We start from the raw sequence: 18,551 nt of genomic DNA on the forward strand, positions 1-18,551 counted from the left end.
GCTTACATGCGCGCTCATAAAGATAGTTGCATAACGTATTCGCCTACCGGACCGCATTTCCCTGCACAAAAAAAGAATTCGTCTGTAGCAATTATTGCCACTTCAAGTCCTCGTGCTTAGGCTAAGTGATTGCGCGTCTTCACAACGGCGCCGCCTTCGATATATACGCGCGGCACGCGGGCCGCAATCATGCATGTCACTTCATAGTTGATCGTATCAAGCTGCTTGGCGACATCATCGGCCGTAATGGAAGCGCCGTCTTGGCTTCCGATCAATACGACCTCTTCGCCCGGCGCAACTGCTTCCCCGGCGGAAGCCTCGATAACCGGTTCTAGCGCAATCATGCACTGATCCATACAAATCGCGCCAAGAATCGGCGTTTTGACGCCGCGAATGAGCCCATGCGCTTTGCCGGTAAGCATTCTGCTGAATCCGTCGGCGTATCCGACCGGAATCGTGCCGATCGTCTCATCGCCTTGCGTCACATAACGCGTGCCGTAGCTGATCCCCCAGCCGGGAGGCGCTTTTTTCACCCATACGACCTCGGACTTAAGCGAAAGCACGGGCTTAAGCTCGATCACTTGCTTGTTCACTTCCTCGGAAGGATATAAGCCGTACATTGCGATGCCGAGCCGAACCATATTTCCCGCCCATTCCGGTGTTTCCATCCCTGCGGCGCTGTTCGCCGCGTGGATAATCGGAATCGTCCAGCCGCGATTCTTCACGGACTTAGCAAGCTGGCTAAACCGTTCATATTGCAGCTTCGTATACGATTTATCCATCTCGTCCGCTTTGGCGTAATGCGTGAACATCCCTTCGACCTCAAGGCCGGGCGTTTGCAGACAACGTTCGATAAAAGCCAGCGCTTCATCATGTCCAAGCAAGCCGAGACGGCCCATACCGGTATCGATTTTAATATGAGCTTTCAGCCTGCGTCCGCCGGCATCCGCCGGGAGCCCCTCTGCCGCCAGCCGAATATCTTCACGGAACAAGCTGATCGTAATGTCATTCTCGCGCGCGAGCGCAAGCGCATCAGCGGGAACGAAGCCTAGAACAAGAATAGGCGACTGAATGCCCGCTCTGCGCAGCTGGAGCGCTTCGTCGAGAAACGCGACTCCCAGATAATCTACGCCGAAGCGTTCAGCCGCCTCTGCTATTTCCACGGCTCCATGTCCGTATGCATTCGCTTTCACCGATGCCATAAGCAGACAATTAGCCGGCAAAGCATCCCGTACCGCTTTCAAGTTATGATGGAGCGCGTCCAGCGATATCTCAGCCCAAGTGGGGCGATAATAGGAATCCAAGTCATTCACCTTCTTCTCAATTGCACAACCCTGACAGCCGAGCAGTAAAACTTCATAAAATTTATGTTAACCCCTGCTCACGTGGCTGTCAATGTTATGCGAGATGAAGGAGACTCCCAATTATTTCTCCATTTCTCCTTGTACCGACTGTGCGACCTTGACCATTTCGGTCTCAGGCAGGTCCGCGCTGGCGAGACGGAAGAGATGGCCCTCATAGGTCCAAGTCAATGTCCGCAGCGTGTCGTCGCCCGCTTCCGTTAATTCGCCCATGGTATGGCCTAAGCTTACCATTCTTCCCGGTACGTAAGTGGATGCCATATCCTTCGGCATCGTTTGAATCAAGGTATAGCTGTAGGTTCCCTCGTAACGCGTAATCTGGCCCGGATTGCCGCCGTACACAATGTCGCTGCTGTCTTTTTCCGTAACGCCTTCAGGCATATAGGAAGGCCCCATTACGACGAAGTCAAGAGCCTCTTCTCCGTCAACTTCGGCGGCTGCATCCTCATCCGGATTGCTTACCTCTTCCTCGTCTTGTCCCGCTTCATGATCGCCGTTTGCGGCGTCATCGCCCGGCGCCGCCGCGTCATCCGACTCCTCCGGCGTTGCGATCGTCGGCTCGTCAGCCGTACCGGAGGATGCCGGCGGTGTAGCGGACATATTCGCCTGCGTCTCAAACACGCTTTTGTCGAATTTCTCATCGAATTTGAACGAATCGAACTTCACGTCAACCATAACGGTTGCATTCGTGTCGCTCACCTCTACCTGCACGGGGCTTAGGTCGTCCTTATCCAGCCAAATTTTTTGGCGGGCAAGAGAGCCGTTATTGTAATTCGCCATCACGTCGAACACATATGCGTCTTCTTCCGCGGCGAACGATCTGGAGCCGTCTACGAGAATGCTTTGTATGAGCGTCTGATACAGGTACACCTGTCCTTGATTTTGCGGCCAGTCGCTTTGGAACCGGAATACCTTGTTCAGCTTCGGAGTGAGCACGAACACGCCCTCGTCGTTGCGGAGCACGATCTGCGTAATATCCTTTTCTTCATTCGTCAATTTGATGCGATAATAGGCCGGTTTTTGGTAGGTCACTTCCACTTGATACTCCAGCGGCTGCTGGCCCGTATGGAGCGTCATCGTGCCGCTGCCTTGATAGCTTTCCATGCTGTTAACGACCTTGTCGAGCTCTTTCACCACGGACTCGGCGTCCTTAGCCGTACCGCAAGCAGACAATACGAGTGCGAAACACAAAATAATTGCCGCGGTCCATGTCATGCGACGCATGAAATCATCCCCTCACACACTTAGTTTTTTACTGGCTGATAACATGTCTATGAGGGGACTTGACCATTTATGCGGACTAGTTTGACAAGCATAACAAGCTGTCATTTCGGTTCAAAAGCCCGGTGGCATCACCGCGCCCTGTTAAACGAAAAAACGTTCCGGGCTCCCTCAAATGGGGTCCGGAACGTTCGCTTGGACGTTCTTGCTTATTTATAATAAGAGGTCGTAAGCGGAATAAACACGGATCCGCCCTTTTGGGCATCGCTGTGAATAAACAGCGTGCTCACTCCGCCGATGTCTACTTCAAGCGTAACGAGACCGTCTTCCACTTTGAGCACTTCCACTCTCTTCAGGATGATATCCTTATCGGAATCCTCAATCTTGATGTCCTCCAAATCTTCGCCAACCGCAGCGATCTGGAGATAAAGCTTCTGGTATTCTTTATTCGGATAAAGCATAAAGCTGCTGCCGCGAGTCGCGTCGACGTTATTGTCGAAGTACGCTTCTTTATAATCCTTGCCTTTATAGGTCGTATGGTTTGGATCTTTCGTATGATATCTGGAGTCGAAGCCGTCCGCTATCGATACGCCGTCAACTTTTTCGCCGAGAATAATCGTTTTGCTCTCCTGATCATAGTCAACCGCTACGCCAAGCGCGTCGGATATCGCCCTGATCGGGAAGTAGTTCGCATCCTTATACATGATGGGGGCGATGGCGTTGCCGTTCACATCTCTAAGCTGAACCGGCGTTCCATCTACTTTTACCTGAATCTCCGGATTCAAATAAGCCTTAATCTCTTCCAGCTTCGTTGCGGCATACGCTCCGGTCCCCATACTCGCCAGCATGGACAAGCCGATGAGAACCACTGCTGTTTTTTTCTTCAAACTCTAGCACTCTCCTCTTTATCCAATTAAAACCAATAGCCTAGACCGAGTATAACGAACGGCTTCATTATGCGGCAAGGGACATCCTGTCTATCCTTGATCATGCATTAGCACTAGTTTTTGACAGCTTTTGTCGAATAGAAAAACAGCGGCGCAGAGGATTCGTCCGCGCCGCCGTCATGATTCGTTCGAGAATTGCACATGAATGGATACGATCTCCGATCGGGAACCGATTCGAATAGGCGGCCCCCAGAAGCCGTAGCCCGAGGATACGATCGAATGCATCTGCCCTTTGCGCAAATAACCGTAATCGTTCTCGAACAAACGGTCGGTAATTAGGTTGCCTGGCGAGATCTGCCCGTGATGGGTATGGCCGGAGACGACCAGATCGACGCCATGCTCCTGCGCTTGATCGAAGCCGACCGGCTGATGCTCAAGCAGAAAGACCGGCTTCGTCTGATCGATGCCCGCCATCAGCGCAGACAGCTCCGTTCTCTCCGTGTCGCTGTAATCCTTCCGTCCAACCAGCGTCAGCCAGCCGCCGACATCGACCGACTCATCATAAAGCACCTGCATCCCGCTTTCCTCCAGCAGCGCGACCAGCTCCTCCGTCTCTCCGCTAAACCGGTCGTGGTTGCCCAAAGATGCGTAAACGCCGTACGGCGCTTCGATCGCCGCTAAAATATCGCCGATCCCCTTCTCCTTATACGGTACGATATCGTCATCGATAATGTCTCCCGGGAGCAGGACGATGTCCGGCTTCAGCGCGTTCATCTCCTCGACCATCCGCTCCGCATGATGTTTTCCCGACAATACGCCAAAGTGCATATCGGACGCCATCACAATATGCAGCTCTCCGCTCTCTGGTCCCGGTTTGTTGATTTCAATATTATAGGACTTCACCGACGGGCTGTAGGCATTATAACTGCCGTAGCCGATTAAAAGGACAAGCAGGATCAAGGCTGCAATGCCGGACCATTTCTGAACGGAATGGCGCGGCAGAGGCGTCAGCTTCGTCAGCCAGACCGCAAGATGCACAATCGGCAGCAGCATGACCAGCATGCTGAATACGGCCAGCCAATAGCTGCCGATGACGCTTAGGATCACGGATCCCGCGGCTGCTCTTGCGAGCAGGAATGAGCTGGCCAGAAAAACAAGAATAGCAATATACAGAACCCGGAATCGGCGCGACACTGGCCGTTTCATCCATCTCCATCCGCTCCAGCCTATGTAAAACACGATACCGCCGTATATAACGAGAAACAGCAATCCCATGACAATAAACATAATGCCTTCTGCCCTCCTCTATCATCAACTCTACTATTATACATCCGGCTGCTCAGCCGCTCCAAATCGGGCGCTTTTGCGCCTTCCTGCTTCCGACCCCGTCGCCCGGCTGAGCCGCTCCCCGCCTAAAGGCCAGCACAAGAATGGACCGCGGACTGTTACGGGCAAGCGGCGGAATCTTTAGAATAAAGACATAGATAAGAGATGAGCCCAACGAAAGGAAGAGGAACCATGAAAAAATTGTTTCGGTCCCAAAGAGATCACAAATTAACCGGTTTATGCGGAGGGATCGCCGAATGGCTCGGCATTGACTCCACCATCGTAAGACTGCTGGTCATCATCGCCGCTTTCTTCAGCTTCGGCGCCGTAGTGCTGCTGTACTTCGCGGCTGCGCTGCTAGTGCCTCAGGCACCGTATAACGACATTCATTTTACGAACTACCCTTACTAAATTACTTATAAAAACAAACCTAAAGGAGACATGAACGATGGGAATTTTTCAACGTGTTGTAAATATGACGAGGGCTGCGGCCAATGAGATGCTGGATAAAATGGAAAATCCGGTTATGATGCTGAACCACTACCTCCGCGACTTGGACGAGGACATCGAGAAGGCGGAACGCGCCTTGATTCAGCAGCAGGTTCAGGAGCGTCTCTTCGGCTCCAAGCTTGAAGAGCAAAATCAACAAGCTCATTATTATGAAGGCAAGGCGGAGCAAGCGGCGGCGGAAGGCCGCGAAGCGGAAGCGCGCGCCGCTCTCGAAGCGAAGCTGCTGTACCTCGAGCAGGCGGAGGAGACGGACAGACTGCGCGGCATGGCGAAGCAGGCGGCAATCGATCTGCAGCTTCGGGTCGATTCGCTGAAGGAAGAGAAGACGCGCCTGCAAAGCAAACGCGCGGAGCTGGTCGCCCGCGTTCAGAAGGCAGCTTCTGTGAGCGGAGGCATTACTCCCGCAGCGCCGCATCTGCAAGGCAGTTCGGCGGCGAGAGGCTTCGAGCGGATCGAGCAGAAGGTGATGGAGTGGGAAGCCGCCAGCGAGCTGTCCAAGACGGCTGCCGGCGCAGGCCATAGCGGCTACAACGCTTATGGCGCCGGCATCGATCCAAAGCAAGAGCAGCGCAGCGCGCTTGTTGAAGAGCAATTGCAGCAATTGCTGAAGAAATCCGGCAGCTAGCCTTCATATAGATGAAGACCGCCCCATGTGTAACGGCTAGGGCGGTCTTCCTTTTTCTTTTATTCTTCGTAGATCATACGCTTCGTCATGCCGCCGTCCACTGTCAGATGCGTCCCTGTCACGAAGTTATTCCGGGGATCCGTCAAATATAAGCATGCTCTTGCGATATCTTCCGTCTTCCCTACTCTCCCGGCCGGATGCTGGCTGTGGTCAATCGGGCGAAGCGAGTCATAATCCCCCGTTTCAATCCAACCCGGACATATCGCGTTCACCGTAATGTTATCGGGACCGAGCGATACGGCAAGCGCATGCGTCAGCGCGAGAATGCCGCCTTTCGATGCGGCGTACGCCTCCGAATTCGGCTCCGACATCAACGCTCGAGTCGAGGAAATGTTTACGATGGAGCCTCCCCCATTGCCTCTCATGCGTTTGGCCGCTTCGCGCGAGCAGAGAAATGTTCCGCGCAGATTCGTGTTAACGACGCTGTCCCATTCCTCCAGCTCCAGGTCGTACGGCGATTTCCATATTCCAAAGCCTGCATTGTTAATTAAAATATGAAGCCGGCCGCCCTGTTCGTCTATCGCTTGAAACAACCGTTTTACATCCTCCGGCTTACTAATATCCGCTCTGATCGGAACGGCGTCCCTGCCATTGCCCCTCAGCAGGTCTGCCGTCTGCTCCAGCCCTTCCGCATTCCGATCGGCCAAGATCACTTGCGCGCCTGCCTTTGCGTATGCCATGGCAAGAGCTCGTCCGATGCCCGCGCCCGCTCCCGTAATAAGCGTTATTTTGCCTTGAAATAAAGCCTCTTCATGCTCCAAGCAGCATTCCCCTTTCCCTTTACAAGCCATGCATCCATTATAACGAATCGCTTTTCATTGGAAAAATCGGCCACCATGCTGACAAGCTGGGACAAATGAGGTATGATGGCTCGGCACAGAATCGTTTACTTCATGACATAGGACGGGATTTCGAAAATGGGTATGGAATGGGAATGGACATGGGAAGTCATACTAATCATTGTCGCCGGCGGGTTTCTAGCCGCCTTCGTCGACTCCGTTGTGGGAGGCGGCGGTTTAATCTCCGTTCCGGCGCTGCTCGCGGCCGGTCTGCCCCCGCACCTGGCGCTTGGAACGAATAAGCTGGCGGGCACAATGTCTTCGCTGACGAGCACGATCGCGTTTTTCCGCTCCGGTAACGTCGATCTTCGCATGTCGGGCAAATTTGTGCCTTTTACCGCGGTCGGCGCCGTGGCTGGGACGCTGCTGCTTCAGCTCGTTCCTTCAGATTGGCTGCGTCCGCTTGTCGTCGTGATGCTGCTGCTCGTCACGTTATATACGCTGTTTCGCAGCGACTGGGGGAAAGTAAACACCTTAAAGGCCTTATCCCGCAAAGGCTGGATCGTAATGGCGGCCGCAGCTCTGCTGCTGGGCGGCTACGACGGCTTCTTCGGACCGGGAACGGGCTCGTTCCTCATCTTTGCTTTCCTGCTGCTAGGCATGGACTTCGTGAAGGCGGCGGGCAACGCCAAGCTGCTTAACTTTACCAGCAACCTATTTGCTCTTGTAACGTTTATGTTTCTCGGGTCGATTACGTACGGCGTCGGTTTGCTGATGGGAGCGGCGATGGTGCTTGGCTCTTTAGTCGGTTCGCGCATCGCGATCAAACAAGGGGCGAAATACGTCAGGCCGTTGTTCATCGGCGTGAGCGCGCTGTTGATTGCAAGGCAAATTTGGACGATTGCCGCGGGATAACACCCGCGGTTTTTAACGCGAGAATGCGGGGAAACGGGTATGCGTAATGCCTTGTTTTATAGATTGTGAATTTTGTCACAAAATAGACATTGTCTTTTTCCTTTGATTCGCATATGATAAGGACATGAAGAGGTTGTGAATTAAATCACAAGTATATAGTAGATTGTGAAAACATTCACGAATGACGAAGACCCCCCTGCTTCAAGATTTGTCTTCGTTCCAACAATAAGGAGGAGAAAGAATATGACAACCCAAATCGCTGTTATCGGATGCACACATGCAGGCACGGCCGCCATTACGGGCATGGCGAAGCTATACCCCGACGCGCAAATCACCGTCTTTGAACGGAACGATAATGTCTCCTTCCTCTCGTGCGGGATTGCGCTGCATGTGAGCGGCATTGTCAAAGACGCGAAAGGCCTGTTCTACTCGTCGCCCGAGCAGCTCGCCGAGATGGGCGTAACGATGCGGATGAAGCATGACGTGCTGGCGGTCGATACGGATGCCAAGACGCTGAAGGCGCGCAACTTGGAGACCGGCGAAGAGAAAGAGCACACGTTCGACAAGCTGGTTGTCACAACCGGCTCGTGGCCGATCATCCCGCAGATGGAGGGCATCGGACTGGAAAATGTGGTGCTCTGCAAAAACTACCACCATGCTCAAACGATTATCGAAAAAGCAAAGGATGCCCGCCGCATTGCGGTAATCGGCGCAGGCTATATCGGGATCGAGCTGGTTGAAGCGTTTGAGATGCTCGGCAAGGAAGTGACGCTGATCGACAATATGGACCGCGTGCTCTACAAATATTTGGACAAGGAAATTACGGACGTTACCGAGCAAACCTTCAAAGAAAAAGGCGTGGAGCTTGCGCTCGGGCAGACCGTCACTTCGTTCGAAGGCGACGAGAACGGCCGCGTGACAGCCGTGAATACAACGAAAGGCGCTTACGAGGCGGATCTTGTCGTGCTGTGCATCGGTTTCCGTCCGAACACCGATCTGCTGAAAGGCCAGGTCGATATGCTTCCTAACGGCGCTATTATCGTGGACGAATATATGCGCACCAGCAAGCCGGATGTGTTCGCCGCAGGCGACAGCTGCGCGGTCCGTTACAATCCTACAGGCGAGCATGCTTATATCCCGCTTGCGACTAACGCCGTACGGATGGGAACGCTCGTTGCGAGAAACCTTATGGGACCTGCCGTTAAATATTTAGGAACGCAAGGGACATCGGGTATTAAAATTTACGATTTAAACATCGCGTCGACAGGCATGACCGAGACGGCTGCGCTTGCTGCGGGCATGAACGTGAAAAAAGTCACAATCCAAGACAACTACCGTCCTGAGTTTATGCCGACCCATGAGCCTGTTACGCTGAAGGTGGTATACGACGCGGTTGACGGCCGAATTGTAGGCGCGCAAGTGATGTCGAAGGTCGACCTCACCCAGTCGATCAACACGATGTCGGTCTGCATCCAGAACGGCATGACGATGGATGAGCTGAGCTTCGTCGATTTCTTCTTCCAGCCCCACTACAACAAGCCTTGGAATCTGTTGAACCAAGCAGGCCTGCAAGCCGTGTAGCTGAAGCCATCATGCGAAAAGCTGTTCCTTCCTTCGGGAGGGAACAGCTTTTTAGGTTTTCCCGCGCACAGGCGCTCTCTACCAGGCGTATACGCCCAGCTTATCTATCGTAGCGCCGATGAACGCCGGCTCGTCTTCCGGCTTGCGGGAAGTAATTAAATTCCGGTCCACCACAACCTCTTGGTCGACAAACGTCCCGCCCGCCTTCTTCACCTCTTCCGCAATGCCGGCATAACCGGTTAAGGTGCGTCCTTCCAAAATGCCGGCAGCCGCAAGCACTTGAGGGCCGTGACAGATGGCGGACAGAGTGATGCCCGCAGCGTCGGCTTCTTTCACAAACTGCTTCACCTTCTCGTTGTTCATCAGCTTGCCGGGTGAGCTGCCGCCGGGGATAATGACCGCCGCATAATCCGTCGCTTTCGCTTCGTCGATCGAAAGATGGGACATATAGGAGATCGTGCCCTTTTTCCCCTTCAGCTCTTCGCCTGCCGTAAGTCCGATGATGACCGCGTCATGGCCGTTTCTCACCATTTCATCGTACGGGTTTTTCATCTCGGAATCTTCAAAGCCGTCTGCCAGCAGAAAGGCTACCTTCTTTTCATTGGACAACGCGCAACCGCTCCTTTCAAGCTTGAATGGTACATTCCTAATGTAACCGAAACGCTCTTATTTCAAGCAAAACGGCCCCGTATGACCGGATCAGCCAGAGGAGACCAAGCTCCGCTTGCGGGTACAAGCCTTGCTAACAACGGCAAAGAGTTCAATTCGGGCGCTAGCTTACAAGAAAAGCGGCAGCGTAAGACCGGTTGCTCGTCCAACACCGCCGCTGCTCTCGTTTTGGTCACTCAGCTATTAGTTAACGCCTTCCAAATCCTTCTCCGTTTCTTGCTCAATAAACTGCTGCTTCACCAATTTGCTGTACAGCTCATGCGTTTGCAGCAGCTCCGCATGGGTGCCCCGCCCTGTCACTTCGCCTTTCTCCATGACAATGATTTGGCTTGCGCTGCGGATTGTGGACAAGCGGTGCGCGATGACCAGCGTCGTCCGCTCCTGCATCAGCGTCTGCAGCGCCTCTTGAACCAGCTTCTCCGAATCGCTGTCCAAATGAGCGGTCGCCTCGTCGAGAAGCAGAATGTCCGGGTCGCGCAGCAAAGCTCTCGCGATCGCCAGACGCTGGCGCTGACCGCCGGACAGCTTCACGCCCCTCTCTCCGATCTCCGTCTCAAGGCCGTCGGACAAGGAATCGATAAACGGCATTAGATTGGCTTGACTGAGCGATTGCCGGATTTTCGCCTCTTCAACGGAATCAAGACCATAGGTTAAGTTATGGCGAATCGTTCCCGCCATCATCGGGCTTTCTTGCGAGACATACGCGATGCGCCTTCGCCATTCCTCCAAAGCCATCTGCGAAATCGGCGTTCCGCCGAAAGTAATTTCACCTTCGACCGGTTCATAGAATCGCTCGATCAGCGAGAACAGCGTCGTCTTCCCTGTCCCGCTCGGCCCCACAATCGCCGTCATGCTTCCCGGCTCCGCCGAAAACGTAATATGCCGCAGGATCGGGCGATCCGGAGCATAGGAGAAGCTGACCCCTTCGAAGGACAGCTGACGCTTCTCGTCGAGCGCCGCTTGCCGGGGCGGCGCTGGGGCCGTAATCTCCCCGCGCTCCGCCGGCTCGTTCAGCAGCTCGATAATTCGCTGCGAAGCGCCGGTCGCTTTCTGCAGCTGCGCGAAGAAAGAGGCCATCTGCGTGAACGGCATGACGATTTGGAACATGTACAGAATGATCGCGACCAGTTCCCCGGTCGACAGCGTGTTCTGCGCCACCCTGACTCCGCCGTAGCCGATCAGCAGAACGAGAATGAGGAGCATGACCGTCATCATGAGCGGCGTTACGATGGACATAATCTTCGCTTCTTTTAATCCGAACCGGAACAAGCTCCGGATCCGGCTTTGGCCCTGACGATACTCCACCCGCTCCGCAAGCGATGCCTTCACCAGGCGGATCTCCGACAGCACTCTTCCGAGATCGCCTTGGAACATCGCGGTCTCATCCTGCATCGCCTTCGACACTTTAAACATTCGACTGCCGAGAGGCCATAGGACAAGCATCGCTGCCGGCACCGCAACAAACATAAGCAGCGTAATTTTCCAATCGATATATAAGAGTATCGCGACGCCCCCAACGATTGAAACGATGCCGCCGAGGAATGAAATGACATGGCTGATAATAAAATCTTTGATGACATTCGTGTCGTTCGTAACCCGGCTCATCGTCTCTCCTGACGTATTGCGGTCGAAAAAGGGGACGGGAAGCCGAAGCACACGCTCCCACAGCTCTTGCCGGATACCGCTGATCATAAATTGTCCCACATAAGACATCGTATAGACCGAGAAGCCGGACATCGCCGTCTGCAGCACAAAGACCGCAGCTAATGAGACAATCGTAAACGTATCGAGCGCCTGCTGAGACAGCTGCTCGACGACGTCTTTGGTTAACAGCGGAATGAACAGCGAAAAGACCGTCTCGCCTATGCCGAGCGCGACGGCGGCGGCGATGAGCCATTTGGCCGGCCTATGTTTTCCGATTAATGAAATAAACGGTTTGATCTCCATATCAGTTCCCTCCTGCAGCGTTATGTCATGAGCGTATCACCTGACGTAACGTGAGGCGCAAGTATGTTTTGAATGAATTATTAGGATGATTACGGTATATTCACTCCGTTAGAACAATAAAAAACAATTGTGTTTAGGTCGAAAGTCCTTATAATGATGGTTGAATGCTCGGTTATCACGACACGACTCGAAGGAGAGATTGTTTTGGAGAATCATGTCCACCCGCATTACAATAACGGCGGTCCATACGCTCCTCCCCCGCCTCCGCCTCCTCCTTATTACCCGCACCAGCAGCAGATGGCGCCGGTCATTTCGGTCAAGGAATGGATGCTGACGATGCTGATCATGGCGATCCCGGTCGTCAACATTATTATGATGTTCGTATTTGCTTTCGCCGACGGCAATCCATCCAAAAAAAATTACTTCAAAGCTATGCTGCTATGGGCCGCAATCGTACTCGTCATCTACATACTGATCTTCGTCGTCTTTTTCGGCATTTACTTTTCAGCTGTAAGCGGCTATTAAAAGGTCAATAAGAAAGCGCAGTTCCTTGGGGGAACTGCGCTTCTCTTCTATCTTGAGGCAGCCTGATTATTTTGCAGCCTCGCGGAAATGATACACTTTGCTGGCGAAATCGCTGTGGAACTGCGGCTTCCGCAGACCGGCGTACATCAGCTCGTCGCCTCCGTAGGACGCGCCGTCTTCGCCTTCGAGGCGATAATTTTTATCCGGATCGAGTCCTTGAAGCTTGAAGCGCCCGAGCGGCGGATACGGCTCCTGAAGAACGGACACGTATACAACGAACGCTTCGTCCTTCGCTTTGGAGACGAACATCCAAGCGGTATCATTGCCTTCGAAAGGACTCAGCAGCCGGTAGAAATCGCCGAATTGAACAAGATGTCGGATCTGCTTGTAAAGCGCGATCTGGTCCTTGACGACCGTCTTCTCTTCATCCGAAAACTTGGTTAGATCCAGCTCGTAGCCGAAGTTGCCGGACAACGCGACATTTCCTCTCGTCTCGAGAGACGTCACGCGGCCAACCTGATGATTCGGTACGGCCGACACATGGGCGCCCATGGAGCTGACCGGATAGACGATGCTTGTTCCGTATTGGATTTTGAGTCTGGAGACCGCATCGGTATTGTCGCTCGTCCAGGTCTGCGGCATGTAATACAGCATACCCGGATCGAACCGTCCGCCTCCGCCGGAGCAGCTTTCGAACAAAATATGCGGGAAAGCTGTCGTAATCCGCTCCAATACGGCGTAAAGTCCGAGCATATAGCGGTGAGCCGTCTCGCGCTGGCGGTCCGCAGGGAGAAGCGCCGAACCGATCTCCGTCATGTTCCGGTTCATATCCCATTTCACATACGTGATCGGCGCGCTGGATAAAATATCCGTCAGCGATTGCACGATATAATCCTGCACGTCTTGTCTGGACATATCCAAAATCAGCTGCTGGCGGGCCTGCGTCCGTCTGCGGCCTTCCACATGCAGGCACCAATCCGGATGGCTGCGGTACAGCTCGCTGTCCGGCGATATCATCTCCGGCTCAAACCATAAGCCGAATTGCATGCCTAAATGTTTCACGCGCTGCACAAGATCCTCCAGCCCGTTCGGCAGCTTCCGCCGGTCGACGAACCAATCGCCCAAGGAGCAGTTGTCGCTGTCCCGCTTGCCGAACCAGCCGTCGTCCAGCACGAACAGCTCGATGCCAAGCTCTTGGCCTGTGCGGGCGATCGCTTCGATCTTGTCGGCGTTGAAGTTGAAATACGTCGCCTCCCAGTTGTTCACGAGAATCGGCCGAACCTGGTCACGGAATACGCCTCGGCACAGCCGCGAACGGTAAAGATCATGATAGCCGCGGGACATGCCGCCCAGCCCTTGATTCGAATACATCATAATCGCTTCCGGCGTCTGGAAGGCTTGCCCCGGCTCCAGGCGCCAGCTGAAGTCGAACGGATTAATGCCGGCGAATAGGCGCGCGCTGTGGAATTGATCCACCTCTACGCCGGCTGTAAAGCCGCCGCTGTATACGAGGCTGACGCCGTATACCTCGCCGTGCTGCTCCGTCGCCCCTTCGGCGAGAAGCGCGATGAACGGGTTCTGCATATGGCTGCTGGAGCCTCTTCGGCTTTCAACCGACTGCATGCCCGGCACCAATTTGCGTTTATGAATGTGCCGCTCCCGAGTCCACGAACCGGATAGCTGGAGCAGCTCGTAGCGGTCATCCGACATGTCCAAGCTCACGCTTAAAGCTCGCTGCACCTGCAGCTCGGAGTTGCCTTCATTCACGAGTCTAGCGGATCTTGCAATGGCATCGGAGTCGCGGAATACGGTATATGATAAAATCACGCTTAAGCCGCAGACGCTGTCTTTGAGCGTAATTTCCAGCGTCTCCGCCTCGTCTTCGCTTTCAGTATAGACTGCCGGAAGTCCTTCAAGCGCCGGCTTGCCCGGCGCGATCCGGTGCGAGTCGTAGACAAGCTCCGTGACGGTCGAGCCGTTCGGCTGCTGGACATGCAGCGCCGGCGAGCGGAAGTCCGAACCGCCGTAAGTCGGATATTCCTGCGGCAGCGTGTCCAGCGACAGCTCCAATTGGGCAAGGTCGGTGCTAGGGGAGAACGACGCGCGGCTTTTCAGCTCGAGAAGCTCCTCGAACCGGTTGCCTCGAATTTTCGCGCCCCAATAGTAATGCGCAAGATAACCCTGCTTCGTAATGCCGATCACATAGCTCGTGTTACCGGATTGCAGATGAAATACCGAGTTTTCCTTCAAAAATTGAATCCCCATTATCCATTACCTCCCCGTTTTAATCCGCTGCTCTCTCTGACAATGAGCCGCGTATTCACTTGAACATGCATAGCCGCCTCTCGCCCCTCTATTCGCTCGAGAAGCAATTGAACAGCCGTTCTTCCCATTAACTCCGTATGCACCCTTACCGTCGTGAGCGGAGGATTTAGATAGGCGGATATTTCGATGTCGTCGAAGCCGATAACCGCCATATCCTTCGGCACCTCCATGCCGGATTCTTGGAGCGCCCTCAATGCGCCTACCGCCATCGGATCGCTCCCCATAATGACCGCGGTCGGCCTCTCGCGCCGCGCAAGCAAGCGCCGCATCCCCTCATAACCGCCCGAAGGCGACCATCCCGAACGGATATCGAGCTCAGGCAGATATAGTCCTTTTTCCCTCATCATTGCCCGGAACAGCTGCCGGCGCGGGTCGTCGGCCCCTTCTTCCGGATACCCGGCTTGAAGGCGGTGAATCGTCTCGTCTCCCCCGATATAGGCGATACGGCGATGGCCAAGCTCGAATAAATGCGATAACGAATCTCGCATTGCGCCTTCGAAATGCAACGAAACGCTGTCGCTGCCGCCCGGGCTTTGTCCATGGTTCACAAAAACCGTGCGGTCGGGGCGGGCATATATCGTCGAGACGTCCTCCGCATGAACGGAGCCAACTACGATTAGTCCGGCCAAGTCATGAATCGGAGCGAGTTCAGCCCCGTCTCTGCCGCGAAGCACCTTCGCGATCTGAAGTCCCAGCTCCTCGCAGCGCAGCTCGATCCCTCTGCGGATGGAGGCGAAATAAGGATCCTCCCGTTCATCCTCCAGCGACGACCACATGAGCAGTCCGATCCGCTGCTTCGAGATCCGCTCCTCCCGCTTCAGCTTACGAAGCCGCGACGGCTTGTAGCCCAGCTCCTCCGCAGCAGCGAAGATGCGGATTCTTGTCTCCTCGCCGACGGACAGGGTCGGATCATTATTGATCACCCTCGATACGGTCGCCGCCGATACACCGGCAAGCTGCGCGATTTCTTTGATCGTCGCCATGCTATCTCCCTGTTTGCTATTTTAGTTAATAATTTTACTAAACAATTTTATCATAACAAACATCACTTTTGTTAACAATAGAAATCTGGATGTCGAAGCAGAAAAAGGAGACCAGCTTCTCTGCAACTTTACTCCTCTCGAGACTCGTCTAAATCATGAGCAGGACTGACTAGAAAAGAACCGAGGTGTTTACACAGATGAAGAAACTAATCCTAATCGCAAGCATCGCCGCAGCAGTCCTCGCAGGCGGATGCACGAACGCCCCTTCCGAGAACGAAGGGTCCGGGCAAGAGCAGCAAACCTCTGCTCCAACAACGGAACCGACGGCCTCCGCGCAGCCTGGCAACGAGGCGACGCCGGCGCCAACCGCGCCGCAAGCGGGTAATGGCACGACCGGCGAAGACGGTCAAGCGCAGACGTTCGCCACGCCGAAGGATGCCGCCTCAGCCGTCATAACGGCGCTTAAGAACAAGGACATTAAGGCGCTGAACGCTTATGTTCATCCCGAAAACGGACTGCGTTTCTCGCCATATGCGCATATCGACAGCGAATCCGCCGTTCATTTTGGGCCGGGGAAGCTGCCTGAACTGAACGACGACACCGTCTATACTTGGGGGGCGTACGACGGTTCCGGCGAGCCGATCAAGCTGACGTTCGGCCAATATTATGACCGTTTCGTCTATGACCATGACTACGCGAATCCGCAGGAAACCGGCTGGGACACTATCCTTGGGAGCGGTAATACAACGCCGAATATGAAGGAGATCTATCCGGACAGCTATGTCGTCGATTACCATTTCAAAGGCTTTGACGAGAAGAACGAGGGCATGGACTGGGCCAGTCTGATTCTTGTGCTTCAGGAGCATGAAGGCGGCTGGTATGTCAGCGCGATCGCGCACTCCGGGTGGACGATTTAACAAACAAAGGCATGACGCTGCAGCGGGCCCTCCCCTGTGCGTCATGCCTTTTATGATCTAGCTTGAAGTATGCTTCTCTTCAGATGGAGCCGGCTTCGCGTCCGAGATGGACGGCTTCTCCGCTTTCGGCTCGCTTTTCTCTTCTTGGCCATGCTCGCGCAGCTTCCCGTGATGCTTCTCTTTGCCGCCGTGCGCTTTCATCAGCTCATCGCGGAGCTGCTCCTCTGTCTTGCCTTCCGTCTTAATGCCATGCTTCTCGGCAAGCTTCTGCAGATGCTCAAGCCGCTTCGCCCGATGCTCCGCCTTGAACGCTTCCCATTTCTCCTTGTTGGATTCCTTCGCCGCCGCAAGCTCTTGCTTCAGCTGCTGCGCCGATTTGCCCTCTGTCGGAATGCCGAAATAATTCGCCATCTCTTGCAGCTTCTTCAGCCGGTAGGCTTCGAAATCTTCCTTCGTCATATGCGGACGATGATGGCCGTGTCCAGGCCCTTCCTGCTGTACGCCCGGCTCTTCCGCTCCCGCAGCGTGCGCGATCCGGCTCGCCGTTACGGGCTGGGCCTGCCAAATCGTGGCCGCCGCAACGCCGGCGGCAGCTGCCATAAATAAACCTTTTTTTGCCATTCCCATTAGCTGTCTCACCCTTCTATTGCGATAGTCAGGGACGAACCGCTGGAGAGCGGCCCCCTCTTTTGGACCATTGTTCCCATCCCGGCTATCGAATAGACATGATTCGCCAAATTATGACTTTCCTAGCAGCCTTGCGATCTCGCCGTCCAGCCGCTCTCTGGAGAAATGCTCCCCGATAAATACCGCAACATCATTCACCTTTCCCTGCGGCTCGATTCGGATATAATCGGATTCCCTGTACGCGTATTGGAACAAAAAGCGGCTGCCGCTCGATGTATCCGAGAAGGTTAAAATGCCTTTGGCGCGGTAAATATTGTCCGGCAAGCCGCGCAAAAGCTGCTCGAACGCCTCGCTGCTTACCGGCTTGTCCATATAATACGTAGCGACCATGACATGCTCATGAGAGTGATGGCTTCCGGCATGGCCATGGTCATGCTGCGCGGAATGTTCTTTATCCGCCGTTCGAACTGGCAGGGCTTCGGCCGAGCCGTTCTCGAGCCAGCTCCAATCCTGAACGCCGCACCGCTCCGTTGTGAGGATCGGGGCATGCCCGTTCATCTCCCGAAGCAGCTGCTGCGCCTCCACCAGGCTCTCGGGATCAAGCTTGTCCGATTTGTTAAGCACCAGCATCGTCGCGCAGCGAATCTGTTCCTTCATCAGCTTGAAGGTCCGTCCTTTGCCCGACTTGCTTCGCTCCAGCAATTCATGCCCGTCCGCAACGGTGATCACCGACCTCAGCGCGATCGTCTGATACATCGAAGCGTCCGTTATGCCGTCGATCGTCTCCAGCGGATTAGCCGCTCCCGTCGACTCGATAACGATCACATCCGGACGGTGCTTCTCGATTAAAGCGCCGATCTCCACGCCAAGGTCGCCTCGGATCGAGCAGCAAATACAGCCGCTCAGCATTTCGGCCATCGGCACCTCCCGGTCGACCAGCTCGCCGTCCAGATTAACCTCGCCCAGCTCGTTCATGATGACAGCCGGCTTTAATCCCTCGCTTTTGAAATGGGACAGCATATTCGCAAGCAATGTCGTCTTGCCGCTGCCAAGGAAGCCTGACAGCAGGTGGACAGGCGTAGGTTCGTTGTTCTTCATCATCGTTTTTCTAGCTCCCGTTCATTAAAGTATGCAATAACTATTAGTATAAGGAATCCAAAAGCAAATGGACAGTCTATCGAATCCTCGCCCCTCGCAATCTATCATACTTTTTTTTAGAAAAACAAAATTTCTGTTTGATTTTTAGTTTGGCCGGGTGTACCATTTGAGTAGAAAATAGTCTGTCAAAGAGCT

The 18,551-nt window shown here is 54.3% G+C and carries 17 protein-coding genes; 6 read left to right on the top strand and 11 right to left on the bottom strand.

Going from position 1 to position 18,551, the window contains the following annotated elements:
* Positions 1 to 116: 116 nt before the first annotated feature.
* The 4 genes from alr to D3P08_RS18895 form a co-directional block, all read right to left on the bottom strand.
* Positions 117 to 1,304 (bottom strand): alanine racemase, encoded by a 1,188-nt coding sequence (gene alr, locus D3P08_RS18880; RefSeq protein WP_119601409.1) that lies wholly within the window; start codon positions 1,302 to 1,304, stop codon positions 117 to 119.
* A gap of 120 nt (positions 1,305 to 1,424) precedes the next feature.
* The gene (locus D3P08_RS18885; protein ID WP_119601411.1) at positions 1,425 to 2,585 is read right to left on the bottom strand and encodes a LolA family protein; all 1,161 of its coding nucleotides are present in this window, start codon (positions 2,583 to 2,585) and stop codon (positions 1,425 to 1,427) included.
* A 206-nt stretch (positions 2,586 to 2,791) separates the two neighbouring features.
* Entirely contained in the window at positions 2,792 to 3,469 is a 678-nt protein-coding gene (locus D3P08_RS18890; protein ID WP_119601413.1) for a stalk domain-containing protein, read from the bottom strand.
* Between the two features lie 177 nt (positions 3,470 to 3,646).
* A complete protein-coding gene (locus tag D3P08_RS18895) occupies positions 3,647 to 4,756 on the bottom strand; it encodes a metallophosphoesterase (protein ID WP_119601415.1) in 1,110 nt (369 codons plus the stop codon).
* Positions 4,757 to 4,987: 231 nt separating this feature from the next.
* Between D3P08_RS18895 and D3P08_RS18900 the strand changes: the two genes are divergently transcribed.
* Positions 4,988 to 5,206: a PspC domain-containing protein gene (locus D3P08_RS18900; RefSeq protein ID WP_119601417.1), complete on the top strand. Its 219-nt coding sequence runs from the start codon at positions 4,988 to 4,990 to the stop codon at positions 5,204 to 5,206.
* A 37-nt stretch (positions 5,207 to 5,243) separates the two neighbouring features.
* Positions 5,244 to 5,930, top strand: a complete 687-nt coding sequence (locus tag D3P08_RS18905) for a PspA/IM30 family protein (protein WP_119601419.1) — start codon at positions 5,244 to 5,246, stop codon at positions 5,928 to 5,930.
* A 59-nt stretch (positions 5,931 to 5,989) separates the two neighbouring features.
* Here the strand turns inward: D3P08_RS18905 and D3P08_RS18910 are convergent, their stop codons facing one another.
* Positions 5,990 to 6,751, bottom strand: coding sequence for an SDR family NAD(P)-dependent oxidoreductase (locus D3P08_RS18910; protein WP_240647649.1), 762 nt, complete (start codon positions 6,749 to 6,751; stop codon positions 5,990 to 5,992).
* A 162-nt stretch (positions 6,752 to 6,913) separates the two neighbouring features.
* Here D3P08_RS18910 and D3P08_RS18915 point away from each other — a divergent pair, with 162 nt between their 5' ends.
* A complete protein-coding gene (locus D3P08_RS18915) occupies positions 6,914 to 7,684 on the top strand; it encodes a TSUP family transporter (protein WP_119601631.1) in 771 nt (256 codons plus the stop codon).
* Between the two features lie 243 nt (positions 7,685 to 7,927).
* Positions 7,928 to 9,265 carry an FAD-dependent oxidoreductase gene (locus D3P08_RS18920; protein WP_119601423.1) on the top strand — a complete coding sequence of 446 codons (1,338 nt, stop codon included), beginning with the start codon at positions 7,928 to 7,930 and terminating at the stop codon, positions 9,263 to 9,265.
* A gap of 78 nt (positions 9,266 to 9,343) precedes the next feature.
* Here D3P08_RS18920 and D3P08_RS18925 read toward each other — a convergent pair whose 3' ends face one another.
* On the bottom strand, positions 9,344 to 9,874 hold the full coding sequence (locus tag D3P08_RS18925; protein ID WP_276311172.1) for a type 1 glutamine amidotransferase domain-containing protein: 531 nt from the start codon (positions 9,872 to 9,874) through the stop codon (positions 9,344 to 9,346).
* A gap of 243 nt (positions 9,875 to 10,117) precedes the next feature.
* Positions 10,118 to 11,881, bottom strand: a complete 1,764-nt coding sequence (locus D3P08_RS18930) for an ABC transporter ATP-binding protein (protein ID WP_119601425.1) — start codon at positions 11,879 to 11,881, stop codon at positions 10,118 to 10,120.
* 204 nt (positions 11,882 to 12,085) lie between these two features.
* On the opposite strand from D3P08_RS18930, the gene D3P08_RS27740 reads away from it, so the two are divergent.
* Positions 12,086 to 12,406, top strand: a complete 321-nt coding sequence (locus tag D3P08_RS27740; RefSeq protein ID WP_240647650.1) for a hypothetical protein — start codon at positions 12,086 to 12,088, stop codon at positions 12,404 to 12,406.
* A gap of 66 nt (positions 12,407 to 12,472) precedes the next feature.
* On the opposite strand, the gene D3P08_RS18940 is transcribed toward D3P08_RS27740, so the two are convergent.
* Both D3P08_RS18940 and D3P08_RS18945 read right to left on the bottom strand, forming a co-directional pair.
* Positions 12,473 to 14,671 (bottom strand): alpha-galactosidase, encoded by a 2,199-nt coding sequence (locus tag D3P08_RS18940; protein WP_119601427.1) that lies wholly within the window; start codon positions 14,669 to 14,671, stop codon positions 12,473 to 12,475.
* Entirely contained in the window at positions 14,671 to 15,714 is a 1,044-nt protein-coding gene (locus D3P08_RS18945) for a LacI family DNA-binding transcriptional regulator (protein ID WP_119601429.1), read from the bottom strand. The genes D3P08_RS18940 and D3P08_RS18945 overlap by 1 nt, the downstream gene beginning before the upstream one ends.
* Before the next feature lie 197 nt (positions 15,715 to 15,911).
* On the opposite strand from D3P08_RS18945, the gene D3P08_RS18950 reads away from it, so the two are divergent.
* Positions 15,912 to 16,631 carry a hypothetical protein gene (locus tag D3P08_RS18950; RefSeq protein ID WP_119601431.1) on the top strand — a complete coding sequence of 240 codons (720 nt, stop codon included), beginning with the start codon at positions 15,912 to 15,914 and terminating at the stop codon, positions 16,629 to 16,631.
* A 57-nt stretch (positions 16,632 to 16,688) separates the two neighbouring features.
* Here D3P08_RS18950 and D3P08_RS18955 read toward each other — a convergent pair whose 3' ends face one another.
* Together D3P08_RS18955 and D3P08_RS18960 are read right to left on the bottom strand one after the other, a co-directional pair.
* Positions 16,689 to 17,258, bottom strand: a complete 570-nt coding sequence (locus D3P08_RS18955) for a hypothetical protein (protein ID WP_119601433.1) — start codon at positions 17,256 to 17,258, stop codon at positions 16,689 to 16,691.
* A 111-nt stretch (positions 17,259 to 17,369) separates the two neighbouring features.
* Positions 17,370 to 18,359 (bottom strand): CobW family GTP-binding protein, encoded by a 990-nt coding sequence (locus D3P08_RS18960; protein WP_338068729.1) that lies wholly within the window; start codon positions 18,357 to 18,359, stop codon positions 17,370 to 17,372.
* Positions 18,360 to 18,551 lie beyond the last annotated feature (192 nt).

Source organism: Paenibacillus nanensis, assembly GCF_003583765.1.
Taxonomy (GTDB): Bacteria; Bacillota; Bacilli; order Paenibacillales; family Paenibacillaceae; genus Pristimantibacillus; species Pristimantibacillus nanensis.